Origin of the sequence: Streptomyces sp. NBC_00370, from assembly GCF_036084755.1 — a bacterium.
GTDB lineage: Bacteria > Actinomycetota > Actinomycetes > Streptomycetales > Streptomycetaceae > Streptomyces.
Window position 1 is genome coordinate 1252307 of record NZ_CP107968.1, and the last position, 25551, is coordinate 1277857.

23 protein-coding genes are annotated in these 25551 nt (G+C 70.7%); 15 read left to right on the forward strand and 8 right to left on the reverse strand.

The features are described 5' to 3' along the window. The first annotated feature begins 21 nt into the window (after window positions 1-21). From OHS57_RS05420 to OHS57_RS05435, 4 genes are all read left to right on the forward strand, one after another. A complete protein-coding gene (locus tag OHS57_RS05420) occupies window positions 22-465 on the forward strand; it encodes a MarR family winged helix-turn-helix transcriptional regulator (protein ID WP_041998008.1) in 444 nt (147 codons plus the stop codon). An 83-nt stretch (window positions 466-548) separates the two neighbouring features. Then, window positions 549-3485 (forward strand): FAD-binding and (Fe-S)-binding domain-containing protein, encoded by a 2937-nt coding sequence (locus OHS57_RS05425; protein WP_328581197.1) that lies wholly within the window; start codon window positions 549-551, stop codon window positions 3483-3485. Window positions 3486-3612: 127 nt separating this feature from the next. Beyond that, the gene (locus OHS57_RS05430) at window positions 3613-5385 is read left to right on the forward strand and encodes an ABC transporter ATP-binding protein (RefSeq protein ID WP_328581198.1); all 1773 of its coding nucleotides are present in this window, start codon (window positions 3613-3615) and stop codon (window positions 5383-5385) included. Beyond that, entirely contained in the window at window positions 5382-7163 is a 1782-nt protein-coding gene (locus tag OHS57_RS05435) for an ABC transporter ATP-binding protein (RefSeq protein ID WP_328581199.1), read from the forward strand. Before OHS57_RS05430 ends, OHS57_RS05435 begins: the two co-directional genes overlap by 4 nt. Before the next feature lie 79 nt (window positions 7164-7242). Here OHS57_RS05435 and OHS57_RS05440 read toward each other — a convergent pair whose 3' ends face one another. Then, window positions 7243-7860 carry a TetR family transcriptional regulator gene (locus OHS57_RS05440; protein ID WP_328581200.1) on the reverse strand — a complete coding sequence of 206 codons (618 nt, stop codon included), beginning with the start codon at window positions 7858-7860 and terminating at the stop codon, window positions 7243-7245. A 94-nt stretch (window positions 7861-7954) separates the two neighbouring features. Between OHS57_RS05440 and OHS57_RS05445 the strand changes: the two genes are divergently transcribed. Then, entirely contained in the window at window positions 7955-9004 is a 1050-nt protein-coding gene (locus tag OHS57_RS05445) for an NAD(P)-dependent alcohol dehydrogenase (RefSeq protein WP_328581201.1), read from the forward strand. Window positions 9005-9022: 18 nt separating this feature from the next. On the opposite strand, the gene OHS57_RS05450 is transcribed toward OHS57_RS05445, so the two are convergent. Then, window positions 9023-9814, reverse strand: a complete 792-nt coding sequence (locus OHS57_RS05450) for a metal-dependent hydrolase (protein WP_041997996.1) — start codon at window positions 9812-9814, stop codon at window positions 9023-9025. Between the two features lie 61 nt (window positions 9815-9875). Between OHS57_RS05450 and OHS57_RS05455 the strand changes: the two genes are divergently transcribed. Next, complete coding sequence (locus OHS57_RS05455; RefSeq protein ID WP_328581202.1) at window positions 9876-12449, forward strand: DEAD/DEAH box helicase; 2574 nt, start codon at window positions 9876-9878, stop codon at window positions 12447-12449. 79 nt (window positions 12450-12528) lie between these two features. Then, window positions 12529-13017 carry a glutathione peroxidase gene (locus tag OHS57_RS05460; protein ID WP_328581203.1) on the forward strand — a complete coding sequence of 163 codons (489 nt, stop codon included), beginning with the start codon at window positions 12529-12531 and terminating at the stop codon, window positions 13015-13017. Between the two features lie 21 nt (window positions 13018-13038). Here OHS57_RS05460 and OHS57_RS05465 read toward each other — a convergent pair whose 3' ends face one another. Beyond that, window positions 13039-14265 carry an acyl-CoA dehydrogenase family protein gene (locus OHS57_RS05465; protein ID WP_042000260.1) on the reverse strand — a complete coding sequence of 409 codons (1227 nt, stop codon included), beginning with the start codon at window positions 14263-14265 and terminating at the stop codon, window positions 13039-13041. Between the two features lie 189 nt (window positions 14266-14454). Here OHS57_RS05465 and OHS57_RS05470 point away from each other — a divergent pair, with 189 nt between their 5' ends. Further along, window positions 14455-15099, forward strand: coding sequence for a TetR family transcriptional regulator (locus OHS57_RS05470; protein WP_041997992.1), 645 nt, complete (start codon window positions 14455-14457; stop codon window positions 15097-15099). A 20-nt stretch (window positions 15100-15119) separates the two neighbouring features. Here the strand turns inward: OHS57_RS05470 and def are convergent, their stop codons facing one another. Next, window positions 15120-15659: a peptide deformylase gene (def, locus tag OHS57_RS05475; RefSeq protein ID WP_328581204.1), complete on the reverse strand. Its 540-nt coding sequence runs from the start codon at window positions 15657-15659 to the stop codon at window positions 15120-15122. 115 nt (window positions 15660-15774) lie between these two features. Between def and OHS57_RS05480 the strand changes: the two genes are divergently transcribed. The 7 genes from OHS57_RS05480 to OHS57_RS05510 all read left to right on the forward strand — a co-directional run bounded on the left by OHS57_RS05480 (window position 15775) and on the right by OHS57_RS05510 (window position 21235). Further along, window positions 15775-17013, forward strand: coding sequence for a MurT ligase domain-containing protein (locus OHS57_RS05480; protein WP_041997988.1), 1239 nt, complete (start codon window positions 15775-15777; stop codon window positions 17011-17013). 18 nt (window positions 17014-17031) lie between these two features. Continuing rightward, window positions 17032-17760 carry a type 1 glutamine amidotransferase gene (locus tag OHS57_RS05485; protein WP_041997986.1) on the forward strand — a complete coding sequence of 243 codons (729 nt, stop codon included), beginning with the start codon at window positions 17032-17034 and terminating at the stop codon, window positions 17758-17760. Between the two features lie 185 nt (window positions 17761-17945). After that, window positions 17946-18971 (forward strand): 6-phosphofructokinase, encoded by a 1026-nt coding sequence (locus OHS57_RS05490; RefSeq protein ID WP_328581205.1) that lies wholly within the window; start codon window positions 17946-17948, stop codon window positions 18969-18971. A gap of 99 nt (window positions 18972-19070) precedes the next feature. Next, window positions 19071-20021 carry a cytochrome c oxidase assembly protein gene (locus OHS57_RS05495; protein ID WP_041997983.1) on the forward strand — a complete coding sequence of 317 codons (951 nt, stop codon included), beginning with the start codon at window positions 19071-19073 and terminating at the stop codon, window positions 20019-20021. A 101-nt stretch (window positions 20022-20122) separates the two neighbouring features. Further along, window positions 20123-20281, forward strand: coding sequence for a hypothetical protein (locus tag OHS57_RS05500; RefSeq protein WP_041997981.1), 159 nt, complete (start codon window positions 20123-20125; stop codon window positions 20279-20281). 101 nt (window positions 20282-20382) lie between these two features. Further along, entirely contained in the window at window positions 20383-20838 is a 456-nt protein-coding gene (locus OHS57_RS05505) for an SRPBCC family protein (protein ID WP_328581206.1), read from the forward strand. A gap of 7 nt (window positions 20839-20845) precedes the next feature. Further along, window positions 20846-21235 (forward strand): ArsR/SmtB family transcription factor, encoded by a 390-nt coding sequence (locus OHS57_RS05510; RefSeq protein ID WP_052457327.1) that lies wholly within the window; start codon window positions 20846-20848, stop codon window positions 21233-21235. A 40-nt stretch (window positions 21236-21275) separates the two neighbouring features. Here the strand turns inward: OHS57_RS05510 and OHS57_RS05515 are convergent, their stop codons facing one another. From OHS57_RS05515 to OHS57_RS05530, 4 genes are all read right to left on the reverse strand, one after another. Then, window positions 21276-22499, reverse strand: coding sequence for an SPFH domain-containing protein (locus OHS57_RS05515; RefSeq protein WP_041997978.1), 1224 nt, complete (start codon window positions 22497-22499; stop codon window positions 21276-21278). A gap of 525 nt (window positions 22500-23024) precedes the next feature. Next, a complete protein-coding gene (locus OHS57_RS05520) occupies window positions 23025-23786 on the reverse strand; it encodes an amino acid ABC transporter ATP-binding protein (protein WP_041997973.1) in 762 nt (253 codons plus the stop codon). Then, window positions 23783-24655, reverse strand: a complete 873-nt coding sequence (locus OHS57_RS05525; RefSeq protein ID WP_328581207.1) for an amino acid ABC transporter permease — start codon at window positions 24653-24655, stop codon at window positions 23783-23785. Before OHS57_RS05525 ends, OHS57_RS05520 begins: the two co-directional genes overlap by 4 nt. Then, on the reverse strand, window positions 24652-25539 hold the full coding sequence (locus tag OHS57_RS05530) for an ABC transporter substrate-binding protein (protein WP_328581208.1): 888 nt from the start codon (window positions 25537-25539) through the stop codon (window positions 24652-24654). Before OHS57_RS05530 ends, OHS57_RS05525 begins: the two co-directional genes overlap by 4 nt. Window positions 25540-25551 lie beyond the last annotated feature (12 nt).

Below are 25551 nucleotides of genomic sequence, written 5' to 3' on the forward strand. Positions count from 1 at the left end.
CTGTCCTGGTATTGTTCCCGCATGAACTCCCCCGACCGTGACGGCATGCTGGCCGAGCAGCTGCTGCGGCTGAACCGCCGGCTCCACCGCATCCAGAAGCGCCAGCTGGAGCCGATCGGCATCACCCCGGCGCAGGCCCGTCTGCTGCGCGCGGTCGCGGCGTACGACGAGCCGCCGCGCATGGCCGACCTGGCGGCGCGGATGGAGGTGGTCCCCCGCGCGGTGACCACTCTGGTGGACGGGCTTGAGTCCAGCGGATGGGTGCGGCGGGCGCCCGACCCGACCAACCGCCGGGTGGTGCGGATCGAGATCACCGAGGCCGGGCGCGAGACGCTGCGCGCGCTGCGTACGGCCCGCCGTTCGGCGGCCGAGGACATCCTGGCGCCGCTCGACGCGGACCAGCGCGATGTGCTCGGCGGACTGCTGTCTACCCTGGTGGACGGAGGGCCGGAGCGGCGCTGCTGATCGCAGGCGGTGCCGCTGACCAGCGACGCACTGCCGGCCGCCGCCCGCGTCACCGCGTACGACGACCGCCGAGGAGCCCGTTCATGCCACTGCTGGAGCCGAAGCCGCAGGCGCTCCGCCCGCGTCACACCAAGGGTCCGGCCGCCCATGACCGGGTCTCCGACGACCGGGCCAAGGGCAGTCCCGAGACGCTGCGCGACGAGCTGGTCGCGCTCCTCGGCCCCGACCGGGTGCTCTCGAAGATCTCCGACCTGGTGCGGTACGCGTCCGACGCCAGCCCGTACCGCTTCCTGCCGCAGGTGGTCGTGGTGCCGCGCGACATCGGGGAGATCTCGGCCGTGCTCGGCTACGCGCACCGCGAGGGCCGCGAGGTGGTCTTCCGCGCGGCGGGCACGTCGTTGAACGGTCAGGCGCAGGGCGAGGACATCCTGGTCGACGTGCGCAGGCACTGGACGGGCGTCGAGGTGCTCGACGACGGCGCCAGGGCGCGGGTCAGCCCCGGTACGACCGTGGCGCGCGCCAATGCCACGCTCGCCCGGCACGGCCGGCTGCTCGGCCCCGACCCGGCGAGCGCCATCGCCTGCACCGTCGGCGGTGTCGTGGCCAACAACGCGTCGGGGATGACGGCGGGCATCACCCGTAACTCGTACCGCACCGTCGCCTCGCTGACCTTCGTGCTGCCGAGCGGCACGGTCGTCGACACGGCGGCGCCGGACGCCGACGAGGCGCTGGCGCGCGCCGAGCCCGAGCTGTGTGCCGGGCTGCTCGCGGTGAAGGCGGAGATCGAGGCGGACGCGGCGCTGACCGCGCGGATCCGCGCCAAGTACGAGATCAAGAACACCAACGGCTACCGGCTCGACGCCTTCCTGGACGGCGCGACGCCGGTGCAGATCCTGCGCGGTCTGATGGTCGGCTCCGAGGGCACGTTCGGCTTCATCTCCGACATCGTCTTCGACACCCTTCCGCTCGACCGGAAGGTCAGCACGGCGCTGCTGTTCTTCCCTTCCCTGCCCGCCGCGGCGGCCGCGGTCCCGCGCTTCACCGAGGCGGGCGCGATCGCCGTCGAGCTGATGGACGGCAACACGCTGCGCGCGTCGGTGAGCGTCGCCGGGGTGCCCGCTGACTGGGCCGGGCTCCCCCGCTCGACCGCCGCCCTGCTGGTGGAGTTCCGGGCGCCCGACGAAGCGGGCCAGGAAGTGTACGAGCAGGCGGCGGCCGAGGCCCTGAAGGGGCTCGACCTGGTCGCGCCCGTCCCTTCGGTGACCAACGCCTTCACCCGCGAGGCGGCGGTGATCAGCGGTTACTGGAAGGCGCGCAAGGCGTTCGTCACGGCGGTCGGCGGCGCGCGCCCGTCCGGTACGACGCTGATCACCGAGGACTTCGCCGTACCGCCGTCGCGGCTCGCCGACGCCTGCGAGGCGCTGCTCGAACTGCAGACCAGGCACGGCTTCGACGCGGCGGTCGCCGGTCATGCCGCGCACGGCAATCTGCACTTCCTGCTCGCGTTCGACGCGGCGAAGGAGACGGACGTCGAGCGGTACGCCGCGTTCATGGACGAGTTCTGCCGGCTGACGGTGGAGCGCTTCGACGGCTCGCTCAAGGCCGAACACGCCACGGGACGCAACATCGCACCCTTCCTCGAACTGGAATGGGGCCCGCGGGCCACGGAGTTGATGTGGCGGACGAAGCAGATCATCGACCCCGACGGGGTGCTGGCCCCGCGCATCGTGCTCGACCGCGATCCGAAGGCGCATCTGCGCGGCCTCAAGACCATCCCCGAGGTCGAGGCGATCGCCGACCCCTGTATCGAGTGCGGCTTCTGCGAACCGACCTGCCCCAGCCACGACCTGACCACCACGCCGCGCCAGCGCATCGTGCTGCGCAGGGAGATGATGCGCCAGCCGGGCGGTTCCCCCGTCGAGTCGAATCTGCTGGAGTCGTACGGCTACGACGCGGTGGACACCTGCGCGGGCGACTCCACCTGCAAGCTGGCCTGCCCGGTCGGCATCGACACCGGCGCGATGATGAAGGACTTCCGTCATCAGCGGCACTCCCCGCGTGAGGAGCGGATCGCCGAGCTGACCGCCCGGCACTTCAAGGCGGTCGAGGCTTCCGCGCGCCTCGCCGTCGCCGCTTCGAGCCGGATCAGCGACCGGCTCCTGGAGTCGGTCACCCGCAGGGCACGCGCGGCGGTGCGCCCCGATCTCGTCCCCGAGTGGCTGCCGGAGATCCCCGGCGCCGCGGCGCGCACCCTGCCCCGGACGAGCGAGCGGGCGGCGACCGCCGTCTACTACCCCGCCTGTGTGAACCGCATCTTCGGCGAGCCGGACGACCACAAGGGCCCGTCACTGCCGCAGGCGGTGGTCGCGCTGGCGAACCGCGCGGGACAGGCCGTCTGGATCCCGGAGGATGTGGCAGGCACCTGCTGCGCGACCATCTGGCACTCCAAGGGGTACGAGGCGGGCAACCGGCTGATGGCCAACCGCATCGTGGAGGCGGCGTGGCGCTGGACGGCGGGCGGCCGGCTCCCGCTGATCGTGGACGCCTCCTCCTGCACGCTCGGTATCGCCGAGGAGGTCGTGCCGTATCTCACCCCCGACAACCGGCAGTTGCACAAGGAGCTGACTGTCGTGGACTCGCTCGTCTGGGCGGCCGACACGCTGCTCCCCCGGCTGACGGTGCTGCGGAAGGCGGATTCGGCGGTCGTCCATCCGACCTGCTCCATGCGTCATCTCGGCGACGAGGAGCAGCTGCGTACGGTCGCCGAGGCCTGCGCCCATGAGGTGTACGTCCCGGACGACGCCCGCTGCTGCGCCTTCGCGGGTGACCGGGGCATGCTGCACAAGGAGCTGACGGATTCGGCCACCGCCCATGAGGCGGCCGAGGTCACCGGACGGAGTTTCGACGCGTACCTCTCGGCGAACCGGATGTGCGAGATCGGCATGGACCGGGCCACGGGACAGCACTACCAGTCGGTGCTGCTGGAGTTGGAGCGGGTGACCCGCCCCGCCGCCCCCTGACCGGCCGCGTCCCGCTCGGTCCCGGTGGCTCGTTTTGCCACCTCACCGCGGAAAAGCCGTTGCTCCGGGCGGTCCCGGAAGGCGAAGCTTGCACGGTTTGGGACCACTCCACGAGTCATGGGACATCATGCAGATTCGCGACCTTCCGTACGCCGACCCCGGGGTCCCCGACGCACGGTCGGGCCCCCGGTTCCTGCTGTGGCTGGGCCGCAACCAGTTGCGCGGCCAGCTCAAGGCGCTGGGCTGGGGCCTGCTGCACCACCTGTCCGTCGGCGGGCTGCCGGTGGGCGCGGGACTCGCCGTGCAGGCGGTCGTCGACCGCTCGGGCGCGCGGCTGGCGCTCGCCGGCGGGCTCATCGCCGTGCTCGGCCTGGGGATCGCGGTCGGCGACACGATGCTGCACCGCACCGCCATCACCAACTGGATCACGGCGGCGGCGCGGCTCCAGCAGCTGCTGGCCCGCAAGACGGCGGAGCTGGGCTCGGCGCTGACCCGCCGGGTAGCGGCGGGTGAGGTCGTCGCCGTCTCCACCGGCGACGTGGAGAAGATCGGCTGGTTCGTGGAGGCGGTCTCCCGCTTCCTCGCCGCCGCCTGCGCGATCGTGCTGATCTGCGCGGGTCTCCTCTGGTACCTGCCGTCGCTGGGGCTGGTGGTCGCCATTGGCGTACCGGTACTCGCCCTCGCCGTCCTGCCGTTGCTGCCGCGCGCCACCCAACGGGCCGACGTGCAGCGTGACAAGGCGGGCAAGGCCACCGAACTGGCCTCGGACACCGTCGCCGGGCTGCGGGTGCTGCGCGGGATCGGCGGCGAGGAGCTGTTCCTCGGCCGCTACCGCGCCGCTTCGCAGGAGGTCAGGAAGGCGGCGGTGCGCAGCGCCAGGATGTGGTCGCTGATCTCCGCCGTCCAGGTGCTGCTGCCGGGGATCATGCTGATCACGGTGGTCTGGTACGGGGCGAATCTGGCGCTGGACGGCCGGATCGACCCGGGCCAGCTGGTGACCGTCTACAGCGCGGTGACGCTGCTGATCTTCCCGCTCGGCCAGTTCGAGGAGATCGCCATGGCGTACTCCTTCTCCCGGCCTTCGGCGAAGCGCGCCGCCCGGGTGCTGGCACTGGAGCGCACCTCGTTCGAGGCCGAGCGCGGCGGCCTCGCCGACGCCAGGCCGACCGGTGATCTGTACGACCCGGCGACCGGGCTGCGCGTCCCCGCCGGGCTGCTGACCGCCGTGGTGTGCGGCGACCCGGACGCGGCGGGCCGGCTGGCCGAGCGGCTGGGCGGCCATGCCGCCGAGGAGGAGAAGAGCCCGTCGGTGCTGCTCGGCGGGGTGGCGCTGGACGATCTGCCGCTGGACGCTGCGCGGGCCAGTGTGCTGGTCCAGGACAAGGATCCGGTGCTGCTGTCGGGGACCCTCGACGAACTGCTCGACGTGCCGTCGTCGGGCGCCGTCGACCCGGCGAAGGCACTTGCCGCCGCGCAGTGCGGCGATGTGCTCGACGCGCTCGTGCAGGCGTCCGTCGACGGGACGGGCGACCCGATGCGTTCGCGGATCACCGAGCGCGGCCGGTCGCTCTCCGGCGGCCAGCGCCAGCGCCTGGCGCTGGCCCGTTCGCTGGTCACCGACCCGGAGGTGCTGGTGCTCGACGAGCCGACGTCGGCGGTCGACTCGCACACGGAGGCGCGGATCGCGGAGGGCGTGAAGGCCCTGCGGACCGGCCGTACGACGGTGGTGTTCGCCTCGTCGCCGCTGCTGCTCGACCACGCCGACCGGGTGGTGTTCGTGCACGACGGCGCGGCGACGGCCGCGGGCAGCCACCGCGAACTCGTCCGCGACAACGGCGAGTACCGGGCGGTCGTCACCCGGGAGACCGAACAGGAACAGCTCATCGAGGAGTCCGCATGATCGGCGTGGCACGACCGGAGTACGACCCGGCGGCCCCGGAGTCGGCGACGACCCTGCCGGTCGGCACACCGGCGACGGTCCGGGCGTATGTGTCCGAGCTGCTGAAGCGGCACCGTACGGCGTTCGTCGTGCTGATCGCGGTGAACGCCGTGTCGGTGATCGCCTCGATGGTCGGCCCGTACCTGCTGGGCAACATCGTGGAGGAGCTGTCCGACGGCGCGCGCGAACTGCATCTGGGGCGCGTGGCCGCCGTGTTCACGGTCGCGCTGGTCATCCAGACGGTCTTCACCCGGACGGTCCGGCTGCGCGGGGCGATGCTCGGCGAGGAGATGCTGGCCGATCTGCGCGAGGACTTCCTGGTCCGGTCGGTCGGGCTGCCGCCCGGGGTGCTGGAGCGGGCGGGGACGGGCGATCTGCTGTCCCGGATCACCACCGACATCGACCGGCTGGCGAACGCCATGCGCGAGGCGGTGCCGCAGCTGGCGATCGGTGTCGTGTGGGCGCTGCTGCTGGTCGGCGCGCTGATCGTGACCGCCCCGCCGCTGGGTCTCGCCGTGCTGGTGGCGCTGCCGCTGCTGGTCGTCGGCTGCCGCTGGTACTTCAAGCGGGCGCCTTCCGCGTACCGCTCGGAGGCGGCGGGGTACGCGGCGGTCGCGGCGATGCTGACCGAGACCGTGGACGCGGGCCGCACGGTCGAGTCGCACCGGCTCGGCGGGCGCCGGGTGGCGCTGTCGGACCGGCGGATCAAGGAGTGGACCGGCTGGGAGCGGTACACGCTGTTCCTGCGCTCGGTGCTGTTCCCGGTCATCAACCTGACCAATGTGGTGATCTTCCTCGCGGTCCTGGTGATGGGCGGCGCCTTCGTCCTGGAGGGCTGGATCGACGTCGGCCAGCTCACGACGGGAGCGCTGTTCGCGCAGATGCTGGTCGACCCGGTGGGGCTGATCCTGCGCTGGTACGACGAGTTGCAGGTCGCCCAGGTGTCCATCGCCCGGCTGGTGGGCGTACGGGACATCGAACCGGCGGCGGGCGACGAGTCGGTGGTGCCCGCGGGCCGCGCGGTCAGCGCGGACGAGGTGCGTTTCGGCTACCGCGAAGGGGTCGACGTACTGCATCAGGTGACGCTGAACGTCAGTCCCGGCACCCGGCTGGCGCTGGTCGGCCCGTCGGGCGCGGGCAAGTCGACGCTGGGGCGGCTGCTCGCCGGTATCTACGGTCCGCGGACCGGTACGGTCACGCTGGGCGACGCCGAGCTGTCCCGGATGCCGGCCGAGCGGGTGCGGCAGCATGTGGCCCTGGTCAACCAGGAGCACCATGTCTTCGTCGGCACGCTGCGGGACAACCTGCGGCTCGCCCGTACCGGCGCCGACGACGCCGAGCTGTGGACGGCGCTGGAGGCGGTCGACGCCGACGGCTGGGCGCGCGGCCTCGCCGAAGGGCTCGACACGGAGGTGGGCTCGGGCAGTGTCGCGCTCACCCCGGCGCAGGCGCAGCAGGTCGCGCTGGCCCGGCTGGTCTTGGCCGATCCGCACACCCTGGTGCTCGACGAGGCCACGTCGTTGCTGGACCCCCGGGCCGCCCGGCATCTGGAGCGCTCACTGGCCCGGGTCCTCGAAGGGCGCACGGTGGTGGCGATCGCGCACCGGCTGCACACGGCGCATGACGCGGATGTGATCGCGGTGGTCGAGCAGGGCCGGATCAGCGAACTGGGCAGCCACGACGAGCTGGTGGCGGCGGACGGGGCGTACGCGGCGCTGTGGCGCTCCTGGCACGGCTAGGGAGTGTCCGCGAAGTATCGTCGTCCGCCCTCGGGGCGGGGCTCGCGCCGTGGTCGGGCCCCGTCCTCTCGCTGCGTGGTCACACCGGCGGTGACGCGGCGTCGGCCGGCGCCGTGGCACGTCTGACGCTCTCGCGCAGGAGTGCCCGGCGCTGTTCGTGCACCTCGGCCGGCTCTTCGGCGGTCGCCGCGTAGACGTTGCTGACCGGCGACCAGGCCATGGACATCGCGATGACCATGGCCATCAGGTCGAACGGGTTCCCCTGCCGTACCAGCCCCGCCGCCTGTGCCTCGGCGATGACCCGCAGTTTGCGCTGATCGAGGCGTTCGTGTTCCTCGACGAGGTGCCCCGCCGGGCGACGCTCCAGGCGCGCCCAGGTGGCGAGCCGGATGAGGTCGGGGCGGGCGAGGTACTCGTCGTAGAGGCGTACGGCCCAGTCGGCGAGGTCGCCGGGGTCGCCCGCGTCGATGGGGACGACGTTGACGATCCGCTCCATCATGCCGAAGAAGATCGCGTCGAACAGCCCTTCCTTGTTGCCGAAGTAGGCGTAGAGCTGCGCCTTGTTGGTGCGGGCCGCCGCCACGATCCGCTCGATCCGCGCCCCGGCGATCCCGTGCTCGGCGAACTCCACGGTCGCCACGTCGAGGATGCGTTTGTGGGTCGCGGCGCCGCGCGCGGTCAGGGACTGGTCGGCCATGTCCGCCACTTTACCAAACAGAACAGTTGGTTTGCTTGGCGGCCCCGATGGGCCTACGCTGAAACAGACCGAACAGTCTGTTTGAGGAGTTGGCATGAGGACCACAGTTGGCTGGCGCGCCGAAGGACCCGGCGCGACGCTGCGCCGCACCCCGTTGGAGCGCCGCGAGCTGCGCCCCGACGACATCGCCGTACAGGTGGACTTCTGCGGTGTCTGCCACACCGATCTGCACGCCCTGACCGCCCGTACCGGTGCGCAGGACGCGCCGCTGGTGCCGGGCCACGAGTTCACCGGGACCGTGACCGAGGTCGGCCCCGAGGTCACCCGTTTCGCGGTGGGCGACCCGGTGGCCGTGGGCAACATCGTCGACTCGTGCGGCGTGTGCGTCATGTGCGAGGCGGGGCAGGAGAACTTCTGCCGGGAGTTCCCGACCCTGACGTACAGCGGCACCGACCGCCATGACGGCTCGACCACCCTCGGCGGCTACTCACGCGAGTACGTCGTACGCGACCGCTTCGTCTACGCGCTGCCCGCCGGCCTCGACCCGGCCGCGGCGGCCCCGCTGCTGTGCGCCGGAATCACCGTGTGGGAGCCGCTGCGCGCCCTCGGCGTGGGCCCCGGCACCCGGGTCGCCGTGGCAGGGCTCGGTGGGCTCGGCCATCTCGCGGTCAAGTTCGCCGTGGCGCTCGGCGCCCGGACGACGGTCATCAGCCGCACGGCGGACAAGGCGGACGACGCCCGCAAGCTGGGCGCCGACGATCTGCTGGTCTCCACGGACGAGGCGCGGATGGCCGAGGCGCGTGACCGCTTCGACGTCGTCATCGACACCATCTCGGCCGTCCACGACCTCGGCCCGTATCTGCGCGTGGTGGCCATGGACGGCACCCTCAGCCAGGTCGGGTATCTGGGCCCCGTCGCTGTGGAGACGATGGACCTGCTGGCCGGCCGCAAGAAGCTCACGTCGGCCGGCAGCGGCGGTACGCCGGCGACCGCCGCGATGCTGGAGTTCTGCGCGGAGCACGGCGTCACGGCCGATATCGAACTGCTGCCCTCGGCGCGGGTGAACGACGCCCTGGACCGGCTCGGCCGTAACGACGTGCGCTACCGCTTCGTGCTCGACATGTCCGACCTGTCGGCCGGCTGACGCGCGAGCGGCGCCGGGTCAGAACACGCCCAGCGCCGCCGCGGCGCCGACCCCTCCCAGCACCATGAACGCGGGCATCAGGACCTTGATCTCCACCCAGGCGCCCGCCCTGAAGCGGATGAACTTCGGCGGCCCGATCGGGTACCAGCGCTTACGGCCCAGCGGGATGGGCCACAGGATCGGGCAGCCGGAGACGGTTATCGCGTCACCGATGTCGTGCACGAGCGCGCCGAGGATGATCGGCAGCCCCAGCCAGACGTACTCGTGACCGACCCCGGTGAACAGCCAGTGCGCGCCGTTGCCCGGCTCGTCCAGGATGTCCGCCAGCATCCACGCGCTGGTCGCGCCGAGCAGCCAGACCAGGACGTCGCTCGACATCCGCGCCGCCCGCCACAGCAGCCCCTCCACGGCCAGCACCATGTGCACGAAGAGGATGAAGAGGACCGCCCAGCGGCCGCCGACGATCGCGAGACCCGAGGCCCCAGCGCCGACCAGGACCGCCCACAACCAGGTGTGGGTCAGGGTGCGGTGGCCGCCGTTCCTGCGCGGGTCGCCCTTCTTCCTCGTCGCCTTGTAGACGGCGGTCGACATCCTGTCGACGATCTCGCACAGCCCGCGTGAGATGGGTCCGAAAGCACGCGAGATGGTCGCCGCCTTGTGGTCCAGATCGGGGGCGAGCGCGGCGCCCGCGCATATCAGGGCGCCCACGGCCAGTACCGGCCACGGCATGCTGTGTCCTGCGGCTGCCGCCGCCGCACCCACCCCCAGCCAGGCCGCCGCCCCTGACAGTGAGTGTGCCGGTCCCATCATCGTCGTACCCGCCCCATTGCAGTTGTTATTCATGGTCAGTTGAGACCGCAGGCTACCTTCCATGATCTTCGCGGCGTCGTCCGGTTCCCTCATCCGGGCGGAAGGCAGGCAAGATGGGGTGGTGACCCTCATCGATCAGCTGCCGCCGGATGCCGACCCCGATGCCCTCTTCGAGGCGTTCTCCTCCTGGACCGAAGGCCAGGGCATCGCGCTCTACCCGGCTCAGGAGGAGGCGCTGATCGAGGTGGTCTCGGGAGCCAACGTGATCGTCTCGACCCCCACCGGGTCGGGAAAGAGCCTGATCGCGGCGGGTGCGCACTTCACGGCGCTGGCCCAGGACAAGGTCACCTTCTACAGCGCGCCGATCAAGGCGCTGGTCTCGGAGAAGTTCTTCGACCTGTGCAAACTCTTCGGCACCGAGAACGTCGGCATGCTGACCGGCGACGCCTCCGTCAACGCCGACGCGCCCGTCATCTGCTGTACGGCGGAGGTGCTGGCCTCCATCGCGCTGCGTGACGGCAAGCACGCCGACATCGGCCAGGTCGTCATGGACGAGTTCCATTTCTACGCCGAGCCGGACCGCGGCTGGGCCTGGCAGATCCCGCTGCTGGAACTGCCGCAGGCCCAGTTCATCCTGATGTCGGCGACGCTCGGTGACATGTCGCGGTTCGAGGAGGATCTGACCCGGCGTACGGGCCGGCCGACCTCCGTCGTACGGTCGGCGACCCGCCCGGTGCCGCTGTCGTACGAGTACCGTCTGACGCCGATCACGGAGACGCTGACCGAGCTGCTGGAGACCCGGCAAGCCCCGGTGTACATCGTGCACTTCACCCAGGCGGCGGCCGTCGAGCGTGCCCAGTCGCTGATGAGCATCAACATGTGCACCCGGGAGGAGAAGGACAAGATCGCCGATCTGATCGGCAGTTTCCGCTTCACCACCAAGTTCGGCCGCAACCTGTCGCGTTACGTCCGCCACGGCATCGGCGTGCACCACGCGGGCATGCTGCCCAAGTACCGCCGGCTGGTCGAAAAGCTGGCGCAGGCAGGCCTGTTGAAGGTGATCTGCGGTACGGACACACTGGGCGTCGGCGTCAACGTCCCCATCCGTACGGTGCTGTTCACCGCCCTGACGAAGTACGACGGCACCCGCGTGCGCACCCTGCGCGCGCGGGAGTTCCACCAGATCGCCGGCCGGGCGGGCCGCGCCGGGTTCGACGTGGCGGGGCTCGTGGTGGCGCAGGCGCCCGAGCACGTGGTGGAGAACGAGAAGGCGCTCGCCAAGGCGGGGGACGATCCGAAGAAGCGCCGCAAGGTGGTGCGCAAGAAGGCGCCGGAGGGCTTTGTCGCCTGGTCGGAGACCACCTTCGACAAGCTCATCGGCTCCGACCCTGAGCCGCTGACCTCACGCTTCCGGGTCACACACACGATGCTGCTGTCGGTGATCGCCCGTCCCGGCAACGCCTTCGAGGCGATGCGCCATCTGCTGGAGGACAACCACGAGCCGCGCAGGCAGCAGTTGCGGCACATCAGGCGGGCCATCGCGATCTACCGGTCGCTGCTGGACGGCGGTGTGGTGGAGCGCCTGGAGACACCGGACGCCGAGGGCAGGATCGTCCGGCTCACCGTCGACCTCCAGCAGAACTTCGCGCTGAACCAGCCGCTTTCGACCTTCGCGCTGGCCTCCTTCGAGCTGCTGGACCCCGACTCCCCCTCCTATGCGCTGGACATGGTCTCGGTCGTCGAGTCGACCCTGGACGACCCGCGGCAGATCCTCGCCGCGCAGCAGAACAAGGCGCGCGGCGAGGCGGTCGGCCAGATGAAGGCCGACGGCATCGAGTACGAGGAGCGGATGGAGCGGCTCCAGGACGTCACGTACCCGAGGCCGCTGGAAGAGCTGCTGGTGCACGCGTACAACACGTACCGCACGAGCCATCCGTGGGTCGGCGACCACCCGGTCTCCCCCAAGTCGGTCATCCGTGACATGTACGAACGCGCCCTGACCTTCACGGAGTTCACCTCGCACTACGAGCTGGCCCGCACCGAGGGCATCGTGCTGCGCTATCTGGCCGGCGCGTACAAGGCACTGGAACACACCATTCCGGACCATCTGAAGTCGGAGGATCTGGAGGACCTCACGGCGTGGCTCGGTGAGATGGTCCGGCAGGTCGACTCCAGCCTCCTCGACGAGTGGGAGCAGCTGGCCAATCCCGAGGTGGACACGGCCGAGCAGGCCCAGGAGAAGGCCGACCAGGTCAGGCCGGTCACCGCCAACGCGCGTGCCTTCCGGGTGCTCGTCCGCAACGCCATGTTCCGCAGGGTCGAGCTGGCGGCGCTGGACAAGGTCGGTGAACTGGGCGAGCTGGACGCCGAGTCGGGCTGGGACGCCGACAAGTGGGGCGAGGCGATGGACGCGTACTGGGACGAGTACGAGGACATGAGCACCGGCCCGGACGCCCGCGGCCCGAAGCTGCTGGCCATCGAGGAGGACGCGGCCCACGGCCTCTGGCGGGTGCGCCAGACCTTCGCCGACCCGAAGGGCGACCACGACTGGGGTATCAGCGCCGAGGTGGACCTGGCGGCCTCGGACGAGGAGGGTCTCGCCGTCGTCCGGGTGACGTCGGTGGGTCAGCTCTGAGCCGGGCGGGGGGCCTGTTCACGGCCTTCGATCTCCTGGGTCCACACTGGAAGGACTACTGAGTACCGAGGAGATTCCGATGGCGCTGTACGACATCCCGCTGCGCACCCTGGCCGGCGAGCCCACTTCTCTGGCCGAGTACCGGGGCAAGGCCGTGCTGGTGGTGAACGTGGCCTCCAAGTGCGGGCTCACCCCGCAGTACGCCGGACTTGAGCAGCTTCAGAAGACCTACGGCGACCGGGGCTTCACCGTCCTCGGCGTGCCGAGCAACCAGTTCGCCGGACAGGAGCCCGGTACGGCCGAGGAGATCCAGACGTTCTGCTCGGCGACGTACGGGGTCACCTTCCCGATGCTGGAGAAGACGGACGTGAACGGGGAGAGCCGGCACCCGCTGTACGTGGAGCTGACGAAGACCACGGACGGCGCGGGCGAGGCCGGGGACGTCTCGTGGAACTTCGAGAAGTTCCTGCTCTCCCCGCAGGGCGAGGTCGTCGCCCGGATCCGCCCGCGCACCGAGCCGGACGCCCCCGAGGTCGTCTCCGCGATCGAGGCGCAGCTCCCCGCCTGACCGCCGCCTTCTCCGTACGCCCTAGCGGATCTGCACGCCCGAGATGGTGCGGGCGATCACCAGGCGCTGGATCTCGCTGGTCCCTTCGAAGATCGTGTAGATCGCCGCGTCCCGGTGCATCCGCTCGACCGGGTATTCGCGGGTGAAGCCGTTGCCGCCCAGGATCTGTACGGCCTGGGCGGTGACGGCTTTCGCGGTCTCGCTGGCGAACAGCTTCGACATGGAGCCCTCGGCCGAGGTGAACGGCTTTCCCGCGCTCGCCATCCAGGACGCCCGCCACACCAGCAGCCGCGACGCGTCGATCCGGGTGCGCATGTCGGCGAGCTGGAAGGCGATGCCCTGGTTGTCGATGATGGGGCGGCCGAACTGGGTGCGGGTGGTGGCGTAGTCGAGGGCGACCTCGTACGCGGCGCGCGCCGTGCCGACCGCCATGGCACCGACGGCGGGGCGGGACGCCTCGAAGGTGGCCATGGCCGCGTTCTTCATCCGCTCGCCGCCGGCCGCGGCCCGCTCGCGGGCCCTGGCGAGGCGTTCGTCGAGCTTGTCCTTGCCGCCGAGCAGGCAGTGCCCCGGTATCCGGACGTCTTCGAGGACGACCTCGGCGGTGTGCGAGGCGCGGATGCCGTGCTTCTTGAACTTCTGGCCCTGGGCCAGCCCGGGGGTGCCCGGCGGGACGATGAAGGAGGCGTGGCCCTTCGAGCCCAGCTCGGGATCGACGACGGCGACCACGACGTGCACGTTGGCTATGCCGCCGTTGGTCGCCCAGGTCTTGGTGCCGTTGAGCACCCATTCGTCGGTGGCCTCCTCGTACACGGCGCGGGTCCGCATGGCGGCCACGTCGGAGCCGGCGTCGGGCTCGGACGAGCAGAACGCGGCGAGCTTCACGTCGTCGGCGTCGCCGTACATCTGCGGTATCCAGGTGCCGATCTGCTCCTCGGTGCCGTTGGCGAGGACGCCGACGGCGGCGAGTCCGGTGCCGACGATCGACAGCGCTATCCCCGCGTCACCCCAGAACAGCTCCTCCATCGCCATCGGGATGCCGAGCCCGGTGGGGTCGAAGAACTGCTGCGCGTAGAAGTCGAGCGAGTAGATGCCGAGCTTGGCCGCCTCCTGGATGACCGGCCACGGCGTCTCCTCACGCTCGTCCCACTCGGCGGCCGCCGGGCGGACGACATCGGCGGCGAAGCCGTGCAGCCAGTCCCGCACCTGCTTCTGGTCGTCGTTGAGTTCGAGCGTGAACTCGGCCATGTTCTCCTCCAGTGCTGCGTCGCGCGCTGTGTCGCCCGAGGCGCCCACCCGCGATGGTTACCTGCGGTAACCACAGTCTGTTACCCGCAAGTAGGCCATGTCAACAGAGTTCGGCCGGATCCGCGTGGGCGGCGGGCAGGGTGTTACGTTGCGGGAGCGGCACAGAAATCGCACGGGCGGGGAGAAACGATGGAGACCACACAGCAGGCCGAGCAGCAGCGCTCGGCCCAGCAGAGACGGCGCCAGTTGCTGGAGGCCGCCGACCGCGTGGTGCTCCGCGACGGACCCCAGGCGTCCATGAACGCGATCGCCGCCGAGGCGGGCATCACGAAGCCCATTCTGTACCGGCACTTCGGCGACAAGGGCGGCCTGTACCGGGCGCTGGCCAAGCGGCACACCGACGCGCTGCTCGACGCCCTGCGCGCCGCCCTGGACGCGCCGGCCGAGCGGCGCCAGCGGGTCGAGGCCACGCTGGACACGTACCTGTACGCCATCGAGGCGCGCCCGCAGGTGTACCGCTTCCTGATGCATCCGGCCGAGGACGCCCAGCCGACCGAGGCCGGGTTCGACGTCGGCCGGCATTCGGCGCCGCTGCTGCGCAGGCTCGGCGAGGAGCTGGCCACCGTCATCGAGGAGCGGGTCGACCTCGGCCCCGACAGCCAGCAGCTCGCCCGCGTCTGGGGTCATGGCATCGTCGGCATGATGCACGCGGCGGGCGACTGGTGGCTCGGTGAACGGCCCTGCTCGCGTGAGCAGTTGGTGCGCACCCTGGCGGACATGCTGTGGGGCAGGCTGGCGAGCGTGGACAACCGCGCGGGCGGCCCCGGTTTCTGAACCGCCAGGACCGGGGTGCGTCAGCCGCTCCACGGCGCCCGGCGTGCCGCGCGCAGCACCTTGGCCTTGCGCCATCCGGTGAGCCGGTCGGGATAGACGGTGCCGGCCACATGGTCGCACTCGTGCTGCAGGCAGCGGGCGAAGAAACCGCCGCCCTCCAGCCGTACCGGACCGCCCTCGCGGTCGAACCCCTCGACCACCGCACGGTCGAACCGCTCGGTTCCCGCCTCGATGCCGGGCAGCGAGAGACAGCCCTCGGGACCGCGAACGACGACCCCGTCCGCCTCGACGAGCCGCGGGTTGACGACGTGTCCGAGATGGCGGACGTCCTCGTCGTCGGGGCAGTCGAACACGAACACCCGCAGCCCCACGCCGATCTGATTGGCGGACAGGCCGACGCCGCGCGCCGCGTACATCGTCGCGTAAAGATCCTCGATCAGTCCGCCGAGCGCGGGGCCGAAGTCCGTGACGGGTTCACAGGGAGCGTGCAGCACCGGGTCGCCGAGCATTCGCATGGCTCGTACTCGCCCGGTACTGCCGGGGATCGGGCGGTTTCGCATGCCGGTCAGGGTACGGTCCTTGTGACCTCCGTCTTCTGCCCGGTGCCGCAGTTCGGGTCCGTGGCCGGATCTCGATAGGCTGACCCACGGACCGACCCAAGGAGGATCAAGGACGATGGCAGGCAACACGGACCCGCTGTCGCCGCGGGCCAAGCTGGCCGTGACGGCGGGCAAGGCCGCAGCGGCGGTGTCACGCGCTGCCGGGCGTGGCAGCGGATCGGTGATCGGCGGGAAGGTGGCGCTGAGACTCGACCCCGATCTGCTGGGCCGGCTCGCGCAGCACCTCGACGTCATCCTGGTGTCGGCGACGAACGGCAAGACCACCACCACGCGGCTGATCGCGGAAGCCCTGCGCGCCGCGGGGCCCGTGGTCTCGAACGCGCTCGGCGCGAACATGCCGGCCGGCATCACCTCGGCCCTGGCCGGCGGTTCCGACGCCAGGTTCGGTGTGATCGAGGTGGACGAGAAGTATCTCGCCGGGGTGGCACGCGACACGACGCCCAAGGCGATCGCGCTGCTCAACCTCTCCCGCGACCAGCTCGACCGCGCGGCGGAGACCCGGATGCTCGCCGAGAAGTGGCGCGAGGGCCTGGCCGGTACGAAGGCGGTCGTGATCGCCAACGCCGACGACCCGCTGATCGTCTGGGCCGCCTCCTCGTCCCCGAACGTGGTGTGGGTGGCGGCCGGCCAGGAGTGGAAGGACGACGCCTGGTCGTGCCCCTCCTGCGGCGGTGTGATGCAGCGCCCCGGGGACGACTGGTTCTGCGCCGAGTGCGGCTTCCGCAGGCCATCCCCCAGCTGGGTGCTGCACGGCGACCACGTACTCGACCCGCACGGCTCGGCCTGGCCGATCCACCTCCAGCTGCCGGGCCGCGCCAACAAGGCGAACGCGGCGACGTCGGCCGCCGTGGCGGCGACCTTCGGCGTACCGCCGCAGGTGGCCCTGGAGCGCATGTGGCAGGTGCAGGCCGTGGCGGGGCGGTACGACGTGGTGTCGTTCCTCGGCCGCGACATCCGGCTGCTGCTCGCGAAGAACCCGGCGGGCTGGCTGGAGACGTTCTCCCTCATCGACCCGCCGCCGACCCCGGTCATCCTCTCCGTCAACGCCCGTGGCGCCGACGGTACGGACACCTCGTGGCTGTGGGACGTCGACTACACCCGGCTCGCCGGACACCCGATCTTCGTCATCGGCGACCGCAAGCTGGACCTCGCGGTGCGCCTCGAGGTCGCCGGGCTCGACTTCCGGGTGTGCGAGAGCCCGGACGAGGCCGTGCGGACGGCGCCGCCCGGACGTATCGAGGCGATCGCCAACTACACCGCGTTCCAGGATCTGCGCCGCCGCGTCGGCAACTGACACGAAGGACGAGCGAGCATGAGTGAGAGCAGCCTGCGGCTGGTGTGGATCTATCCGGACCTGCTGAGCACGTACGGGGACCAGGGCAACGCCCTCGTGGTGGAGCGCAGGGCCCGGCAGCGGCGGCTCGGGGTCACCCGCGTCGACGTACGCAGCGACCAGCCGATCCCCACCTCCGGTGACATCTACCTCATCGGGGGCGGCGAGGACCGCCCGCAGCGACTGGCGGCCGAGCGGCTGCGCAGGGACGGCGGGCTCGGCCGCGCCGTGTCCAACGGCGCGATCATCTTCTCGGTCTGCGCCGGCTACCAGATCCTCGGCCACGAGTTCATCAACGACCTGGGTGAGCGCGAGCCGGGTCTTGGGCTGCTCGACGTGGTCTCCACCCGGGGCGAGGGCGAGCGGTGCGTCGGCGACGTGCTGGGCGACATCGACCCGCAGCTCAACCTGCCGCCCCTGACGGGCTTCGAGAACCACCAGGGCATCACCCATCTCGGCCCCGCCGCGCGGCCGTTCGCCCGGGTCAGGCTCGGCAAGGGCAACGGTACGGGGGACGGTACGGAGGGCGCGTTCAACGGCACCGTCTTCGGTACGTACATGCACGGTCCCGTGATGGCGCGGAACCCGCAGATCGCGGATCTGCTGCTGAAGCTGGCGCTGGACGTCAACGCGCTGCCGCCGACGGACGACCGGTGGTTCGAGGCGCTGCGCGCCGAGCGGGTGGCCGCGGCGACACAGCCCGCCTGACCGTCGTACGAGCGCCGCAGGACCACGGCCGGGCCGCCCGCTTGAGGCCTGCTGGACCCACCTGAGCAGGTGTCCAGCAGGCGGACTGCGGGTTCGGTCCGGCCGCTTCGCGCCGGTAGGCTGGCGGCGACCAGACCGGACGATGTGGTCCGGCCCCGGCCCACGTTGCAAAGGTAATCCGGGCAATGCGAATTGGTGTGCTCACCTCCGGCGGCGACTGTCCCGGCCTCAACGCCGTGATCAGGTCCGTCGTGCATCGCGCCGTCGTCGACCACGGCGACGAGGTGATCGGCTTCCACGACGGGTGGAAGGGTCTCCTGGAGTGCGACTACCGCAAGCTCGACCTTGACGCCGTGGGCGGGATCCTGGCCCGCGGGGGCACGATCCTGGGCTCGTCCCGGGTCCAGCCCGCCCATCTGCGGGACGGCGTGGAGCGGGCCAAGGGCCATGTCGCCGACCTCGGTCTCGACGCGATCATCCCGATCGGCGGCGAGGGCACGCTCAAGGCGGCCAGTCTGCTCTCCGACGCGGGGCTGCCGATCGTCGGTGTCCCGAAGACCATCGACAACGACATCGCGTCGACGGACGTGACCTTCGGGTTCGACACGGCCGTCGGGGTCGCGACCGAGGCGCTGGACCGGCTGAAGACCACCGCCGAGTCGCACCAGCGGGTGCTGATCGTCGAGGTCATGGGGCGGCACACCGGCTGGATCGCGCTGCACTCCGGCATGGCGGCGGGCGCCCACGCGATCGTGGTGCCCGAGCGGCCCTTCGACATCGGCGAGCTGACCGAGCTGGTCGGCAAGCGCTTCTCGGCGGGCAAGCGGTTCGCCATCGTCGTGGTCGCCGAGGGCGCCAAGCCGCGCGAGGGCTCGATGGAGTTCGACGTCGGCATGAAGGACGCGTACGGCCACGAGCGTTTCGCCGGGGTGGCACGGCAGCTCTCCATCGAGCTGGAGGAGCGGCTCGGCAAGGAGGCCAGGCCGGTGATACTCGGTCATGTGCAGCGCGGCGGTACGCCGACCGCGTACGACAGGGTCCTGGCGACCCGGTTCGGCTGGCACGCCGTCGAGGCCTCGCACCGCGGCGAGTTCGGCATGCTGACGGCGCTGCGCGGCACGGACATCGTGATGGTGCCGCTGGCGGAGGCCGTGGAGACGCTGAAGACGGTGCCGGCCGAGCGGTACGCCGAGGCGGAGTGCGTGCTGTGACGCGCGGCTGAGAGGGCCCCGCGCGCGAGGGGGATCCGGGGCGGTCCTAGTCTGGTTCGGACAACAGGTACGAATCAGGACTGTCTCGGGAGCTCACGGATGGACCACGGCGGGCACGGTATGACGATGGATCTGCCGCCGTTCACGCTGGGACGGGGGCTCGCGTACTCGCCCGACACGTTCTTCCTGGTCGGCTGTGTGCTGGCGCTCCTCCTGTACGGCTGGGGCATGGCGCGGCTGGTGCGGCGCGGTGACCGCTGGCCGGTGACGCGCGCCGTGGCCTTCGGGCTCGGCGTGCTGACGGTGGCGCTGATGATGTGCACCGGGCTGAACGACTACGGCATGGTCATGTTCAGCGTGCACATGGTGCAGCACATGGTGATCAGCATGGTCTCGCCGATCCTGCTGCTGCTCGGCGCTCCGGTGACGCTGGCCCTGCGCGCGCTGCCGGTCGCTGCGACGCGCGGCAGGAAGGGGCCGCGCGAGCTGCTGCTGGCGTTCCTGCGCAGCGGGTTCATGCGGGTGGTCACGCACCCCGCCTTCACCATCCCGCTGTTCATCGCGAGCCTGTACGGGCTGTACTTCACCCCGCTCTTCGACTTCCTGATGGAGTCGAAGACCGGGCACGTCGTGATGATGGTGCACTTCCTCGCCGTGGGTCTGGTCTTCTTCTGGCCGATCATGGGGGTGGACCCGGGGCCGCACCGGCCGGGCTACGTGATGCGGATGCTGGAGCTGTTCGCCGGGATGCCGTTCCACGCCTTCTTCGGGATCGCGCTGATGATGGCGAGCGAGCCGATGATCAACGCGTACAAGAACCCGCCGGGCTCGCTCGGCATCGACGCGCTGACCGACCAGAGCGCGGCGGGCGGTATCGCCTGGGCGTTCAGCGAGATCCCGTCCGTGCTGGTGCTGATCGCGCTGGTGTACCAGTGGTACCGCTCCGAACAGCGCCAGGCGAAGCGCTCGGACCGGGCGGCGGACCGGGACGGCGACAAGGAGCTGGCGGCGTACAACGCGTATCTCGCGTCGCTGCAGGCGAGGCAGTAGGGCCTGGCCGACGGATCAGGGCCGGACAGGCCCGTAGTAGCGCGAAGTGCGGGTGACGGGTGAGGATGGCAGTCACGGCCCCCGGCCGGGAGGAGGACGACATGTCCGGATCCACGAAGACCATGGGTGTGCTCACCGTCGGTGCACTGGTGATGGTGACCGCCTACACGGCGGCGCTCGGCAGCAACGGCTGGCTCTGGTTCGGCTGGGTGGTGCTCGGCCTGGTCACCATCGGGATGGTCGCCACACGCACCCATTGACCGCTTGGTGCAACCCAAAGGTTGCACGTCCCTCCGGCACGTGCAACTCTGGAGTTGCACGTGAAGGCCGAGAGGCTGTCTTCCGAGTGGAGGGACTTCCCATGTCCGAGGACCGGATCGAACGAGACATCACCATCGACGCGTCGGTCGAGCGCGTCTGGGCGGTGCTGACCGAGCCCGAGCACGTCGGCAGCTGGTTCGGGCAGGGCAAGCCCACCCCGGTCGACCTGCGGCCCGGCGGCATCATGGTGCTGGACCACGGCGAGTACGGGGTGTTCCGGACGACGGTCGTGACCGTCGACCCGCCGCGGTACTTCGCGTACCGCTGGGCGAGCGCCTTCCCCGACCAGGTGGCCGACGAGACCAACTCGACCCTGGTGGAGTTCACCCTCACCCCGCAGGGCGAGGGCACGCACCTGCGCGTGATGGAGACCGGCTTCGCCGCCCTCGACATCCCCGAGGACCGCAGCCACGCCGCGTCGCACGCGAGCCACAGCGAGGGCTGGACCGAGATGGTGGGCAACATCCAGAAGTACGCCCAGCTCGACTCGGAGTGACCGGGGAATGACCGCTGATTCCGCGCAGGACGCGGTGACGGACGTCCTCACCGCGCTGGCCGACCCGACCAGACGCAGGATCCTGGACGCCCTCGCCGCGCACGGCGAGGCGACGGCCACGGTCCTCGCGGCGGAGCTGCCGGTCAGCCGTCAGGCGATCGTCAAACATCTCGCCGTACTGGACAAGGCGGGCCTGGTCGCGGGCCGCAGGGAGGGCCGTGAGGCGCGGTTCACGGTCCGCCCCGAAGGGCTCGGTGCGACGGCCCGCTGGATGGACCGGATCGCGGCCGACTGGGACGCCCGGCTGTCGGTCATCAAACGGCTGGCCGAGGCTCCGGCCGCCACTCCCCCGGACGCGCCACCGGAGTCGTCCCCGGACGCGCGGGAGCCCGGCTGATCCCCTGCAGGGGACGGGCCGGGCTCCTGCTGTGCGACGGTTACCTGGACTCGCCCGTACGGGCCGGTGTGTTGCCGTTCACGCTCTGGTTCGGCGTATCGCCGCCCGCACCCGCGCCGCCCGAACCGGTGCGCCGCTGGAGCGAGTTCAGGATGGCCATGCCCTGGCCGACCAGACCCGCCGCCATCTCGTTGACACCGTCGGTGCCGTTGAGGATGGTGAGGTTCGAGTCCGCCATGCCCCGCGCGGCGGCGTCGGCCAGTGCCGGCAGCACCTCGACGATGCGGTTGGCGGCGATGAGTTCCTGGTTGCCGTCCCGCAGCGACTCGGCGCGTGCGCTGTTCGCGTCGGCCTGCGCCTGGGCGAGGGTCCGTTCGGCGTACGCGCTGCCGTCCGCCTCGAACTTCGCCTGGTCGCGGGCCGCTTCGGCCAGTGTCCGCTGCCGGTACGCCTCCGCGTCGGCCGGCCGCCTGACCTCGGCTTCGAGCCGCTGGGCGGCCAGTTGGGCCTGACGCTCCGCCAGAGCCGTCTGCTGCTCGATGACTTCCTGCGACGCCTTCGCCTCGGCGAGCGGTCCCGCCTGCGCCGCGCGCGCCCTGACCTGTTCGGTCTCGGCCTGGAAGCCGGCCCGCTTGATCGAGGTGTCCCGCTCGTACTCGGCCTTCAGCGCCTCCGCCTGCTGCTCGCGCTCCGCCGCCTCCTGGTCCGCCCTGGCGGCGGCGATACGCGCCTGGCTGGCGACGGCCGCGGCGTGCGGCGCCGCGAGGTTGTTGATGTAGCCGGTGGCGTCCTCGATCTCCTGGATCTGCAGGGCGTCCACGACGATGCCGAGCTTCTCCATCTCGCTGTGGCTGCCCGCCTTCACCTCCTGGGCGACCCTGTCCCGCTCGCGGATGATCTGCTCGACGGTCAGGCCGCCGATGATGGACCGCAGATGACCGGCGAAGATCCTGCCGACCAGCTCCTCCATCCGGTCCTGCTCCGCCAGGAAGCGCCGGGCGGCGTTCGCGATCGACACCGCGTCGTCGCCGACCTTGAAGACGGTCACCGCACGCACCGTCAGCCGGATGCCCTGCTGTGTCACGCAGTCTTCGGCGATCTCCGCCTCCCGCAGCGCCAGCGAGAGCATGCGGGCCTTCTGCTTGATGGGCAGGACGAAGCTTCCGTGGCCCGTGACGATCCGGAACTGGGTGTCCTGGACCTGTCGTTTGGAGCCGGAGATCAGCATTGCCTCGTTGGGCGCTGGAACATGCCAGAACAGCATGGCGAAACTCCTGTCGTACTACATGGTTTCGTACTACACGTTTGTCCGGAGAACAGGGGCCCGGGAAAATCCGGGCACCGGGGTCTCAGGACGGAAGGGGCTCCACCATCACCGATCGCGCCGAGATGCTGTCGGTGACAATTACCCTGATGTGTTGTCCGATCGGCCGGTCGGACCACGCCGCGTACGCCTCGGAGCCACCCCGTACGGCCACCAGGACCTCGCCGGGTCCCCCGTCCGGGATCGGCACGGTAACCCTGCCGACCGCTCCTACCGGGCTCTGCGAAGACTCATCTGCCGCGCACATAGGTCGTTTCCCCCACCTCCAGCGCCCCCTCACCCACATCCATAGGGCGACCACGCCTTCCGGAGGCCCACGCCTCCAACCTCGCCGGCCACCGGGGACAACCCGGTACACACGACCGACGGCGACACGCCCCCGTTACGTTCACAGTACTCCGGGGGATGTCCGCTGAGTATCACTGCCACGGGCTGTATCAGGACCGTGAAAATCGGGTGCGCGGCCTACAAGCGCCCGGCCGCCACGATCCGGCTGAGGAACCGCCGCGTCCGCTCCTGCCGGGGGTCGCCGAAGACCTCGTCCGGTGTACCGCGCTCCAGGACGACCCCGTCGTCCAGGAAGCACACCTGGTCGGCCACCTCCCGGGCGAAGGCCATCTCGTGGGTGGCGAGGACCATGGTCATCCCCTCCTCCTTGAGGTCCCGCACGACCGACAGCACCTCGCCGACCAGCTCCGGGTCGAGGGCCGCCGTGATCTCGTCCAGGAGCAGCAGCCGGGGCCGTACGGCGAGGGCCCGTACGATCGCGGCGCGCTGCTGCTGGCCGCCGCTCAGCCGGTCGGGATACTCCTGCGCCTTGTCCCCGAGCCCCAGTCTGACCAGCAGCTCCATGGCCCGCGCCGTCGCCTCCTCGCGCGGTGTGCCGAGGACCCGGCGCGGGGCGAGGGTGACGTTCTGCAGGACGGTCATGTGCGGGAAGAGGTTGTACGACTGGAACACCACGCCGATCCTGCGGCGCACCGCGTCGGGGTCGGTCCGCGGGTCGGTGATGTCCTCGCCGTCGAGGAAGATCGCCCCGTCGTCGATCTCCTCCAGCAGATTGGCGCAGCGCAGCAGTGTGGACTTCCCGGAGCCCGAGGCACCTATCAGGGCGGTCACCGTGTGCGGTGGTACGTCGAGGCTGACGTCGCGCAGCACGACCCGGCCGTCGCCGAAGGTCTTGCGTACGGCGTCGAGCCGCAGCACCGGCGTGGCGTCGGCGGTCATACGGTGCCTCCCTGGGCGCGCCTGCGGTCGGTCCGCGCGGTCAGCCAGTCGATGAAGCGGGTCATCGGGATGGTGAGCGCGACGAAGACGAGTCCGGCGACGACGTACGGCGTGAAGTTGAAGTACTTGCCGGAGAGGATCTGGGCCGCGTAGACGGCGTCGACGGCGCCGGCGATCGAGACGAGTCCGGTGTCCTTCTGGAGCGACACGAGATCGTTGAGGAGCGGCGGGATGACGCGCCGCACCGCCTGCGGCAGCACCACGTAGCGCAGGGTCTTGGCGTAGGACAGCCCGAGCGAGCGGGCGGCGGCGCGCTGGGAGGGGTGTACGGATTCGATGCCGGCCCGGAAGACCTCGGCGACGTAGGCGGAGTAGGTCAGCACGAGGGCGGCGCCGCCGAGCACCACGGGGTCGGTCGGCACCCCTTGCAGCCGCAGTGCCGGTACACCGAAGACGATGACCAACAGGCAGATGATCAGGGGCAGTCCGCGGAAGAAGTCGGTGTACGCCGTGGCGAGGGCGCGCAGCGGGAAGAAGACGGGGCCGCGCAGGGTGCGGGCGACGGCCAGCAGCAGCCCGAGAGCCAGGACGCACACACCGCAGATGGCGAGCAGCTTCAGGTTGAGCAGCAGTCCTTCGAGGACGTCGGGCAGCGCGATCCTGGCGTACTTGCCGCTGAAGAAGACCTCACGGGTGCGCTGCCAGCCCGGCGATCCGGTGATGACGAAGTACAGCACGGCCGCCGTCACCAGTGTGGAGAGGGTGGCCACGCCGGTGGCACGGCGGCTTCTCGCCCGCTTGTACCGTTCGCGTTCCAGCCGCCGCCGCGAGGGTGTGTAGGCCTCGCGGACGGCGGATTCCTCGGTCACTTGAGCACCGGCGCGTCCACGGCCTCGGACAGCCACTGCTTCTCCAGGGCGGCGAGCGTGCCGTCCTTGCGCAGTCCGTCGACGGCCGCCGTGACGCAGCCCGTCAGTGTGCTCTCCCGGTCGAGGACGAGGCCGAACTGCTCGGGTGTGCCCGACGCCTGGGCGAACTGGCCGACCACCTTCGCGTCGGTGACCTCGGCCGATGTGATGTAGAAGCCGGTGGGCAGGTCGACGACGATGGCGTCGACCTGCTTGTTGTTCAGCGCGGACTTGGCGAAGTCGTTCTTCTGGAAGACGGCCGGCTTCTGGGTCGGCTTGATGATCTCGTTGACGGTGTCGAGGCTGGTGGTGCCGACCTGGGCGCCGAGCTTCGCGCCCTTGAGGTCGGCGACGCTCTTCGCCTTGGCGTACGGCGAGGACTTGAGCGCGATGACGGCCTGGCGGACGTCGTAGTACCCGGAGGAGAAGTCGACGGCCTGCTTGCGCTCGTCGCTGATGGAGACCTGGTTGATGTCGAAGTCGAACTTCTTCGCGCCCGGTGCGAAGGAGTTGTTGAACGGCACGGTCTGCCAGACGACCTGGTCCTTCCCGTAGCCGAGCGCCTTCGCGACGGAGTAGGCCACCGCGGACTCGAAGCCCTTGCCGTTCGCCGGGTCGTCGTCCTGGAACCAGGGCGCGTACGCCGGCTTGTCCGTCCCTACGGTCAGCTTCCCCTTGGTGGCGGTCGCCAGCTGTCCCTTGGCGCAGGAGCCGGCGGCGGGGGAAGCGGCGGACGAGGAGGAGGCGTCCGTGGACGTGGACGACTCCTGCGGGGCGCAGCCGGCGGCCGCGCCGGCGGCTATGACGAGGACGGCGGGCAGCCAGGCCCGGGCGCTGAGGTGCATGGCGCGAGAATT

Excerpts from the sequence above, each read along its gene's own strand:
- OHS57_RS05430 (WP_328581198.1), top strand. The coding sequence starts at position 3,613 with ATGCAGATTCGCGACCTTCCGTACGCCGACCCCGGGGTCCCCGACGCA.
- OHS57_RS05470 (WP_041997992.1), top strand. The coding sequence starts at position 14,455 with ATGGAGACCACACAGCAGGCCGAGCAGCAGCGCTCGGCCCAGCAGAGA.
- OHS57_RS05450 (WP_041997996.1), bottom strand. The coding sequence starts at position 9,814 with ATGATGGGACCGGCACACTCACTGTCAGGGGCGGCGGCCTGGCTGGGG.
- OHS57_RS05520 (WP_041997973.1), bottom strand. The coding sequence starts at position 23,786 with ATGACCGCCGACGCCACGCCGGTGCTGCGGCTCGACGCCGTACGCAAG.
- OHS57_RS05465 (WP_042000260.1), bottom strand. The coding sequence starts at position 14,265 with ATGGCCGAGTTCACGCTCGAACTCAACGACGACCAGAAGCAGGTGCGG.
- OHS57_RS05455 (WP_328581202.1), top strand. The coding sequence starts at position 9,876 with ATGATCTTCGCGGCGTCGTCCGGTTCCCTCATCCGGGCGGAAGGCAGG.
- OHS57_RS05500 (WP_041997981.1), top strand. The coding sequence starts at position 20,123 with ATGTCCGGATCCACGAAGACCATGGGTGTGCTCACCGTCGGTGCACTG.
- OHS57_RS05440 (WP_328581200.1), bottom strand. The coding sequence starts at position 7,860 with ATGGCCGACCAGTCCCTGACCGCGCGCGGCGCCGCGACCCACAAACGC.
- OHS57_RS05510 (WP_052457327.1), top strand. The coding sequence starts at position 20,846 with ATGACCGCTGATTCCGCGCAGGACGCGGTGACGGACGTCCTCACCGCG.
- OHS57_RS05485 (WP_041997986.1), top strand. The coding sequence starts at position 17,032 with ATGAGTGAGAGCAGCCTGCGGCTGGTGTGGATCTATCCGGACCTGCTG.
- OHS57_RS05505 (WP_328581206.1), top strand. The coding sequence starts at position 20,383 with ATGTCCGAGGACCGGATCGAACGAGACATCACCATCGACGCGTCGGTC.
- OHS57_RS05445 (WP_328581201.1), top strand. The coding sequence starts at position 7,955 with ATGAGGACCACAGTTGGCTGGCGCGCCGAAGGACCCGGCGCGACGCTG.
- def (WP_328581204.1), bottom strand. The coding sequence starts at position 15,659 with ATGCGAAACCGCCCGATCCCCGGCAGTACCGGGCGAGTACGAGCCATG.
- OHS57_RS05460 (WP_328581203.1), top strand. The coding sequence starts at position 12,529 with ATGGCGCTGTACGACATCCCGCTGCGCACCCTGGCCGGCGAGCCCACT.
- OHS57_RS05420 (WP_041998008.1), top strand. The coding sequence starts at position 22 with ATGAACTCCCCCGACCGTGACGGCATGCTGGCCGAGCAGCTGCTGCGG.
- OHS57_RS05435 (WP_328581199.1), top strand. The coding sequence starts at position 5,382 with ATGATCGGCGTGGCACGACCGGAGTACGACCCGGCGGCCCCGGAGTCG.
- OHS57_RS05480 (WP_041997988.1), top strand. The coding sequence starts at position 15,775 with ATGGCAGGCAACACGGACCCGCTGTCGCCGCGGGCCAAGCTGGCCGTG.
- OHS57_RS05515 (WP_041997978.1), bottom strand. The coding sequence starts at position 22,499 with ATGCTGTTCTGGCATGTTCCAGCGCCCAACGAGGCAATGCTGATCTCC.
- OHS57_RS05495 (WP_041997983.1), top strand. The coding sequence starts at position 19,071 with ATGGACCACGGCGGGCACGGTATGACGATGGATCTGCCGCCGTTCACG.
- OHS57_RS05490 (WP_328581205.1), top strand. The coding sequence starts at position 17,946 with ATGCGAATTGGTGTGCTCACCTCCGGCGGCGACTGTCCCGGCCTCAAC.
- OHS57_RS05530 (WP_328581208.1), bottom strand. The coding sequence starts at position 25,539 with ATGCACCTCAGCGCCCGGGCCTGGCTGCCCGCCGTCCTCGTCATAGCC.
- OHS57_RS05425 (WP_328581197.1), top strand. The coding sequence starts at position 549 with ATGCCACTGCTGGAGCCGAAGCCGCAGGCGCTCCGCCCGCGTCACACC.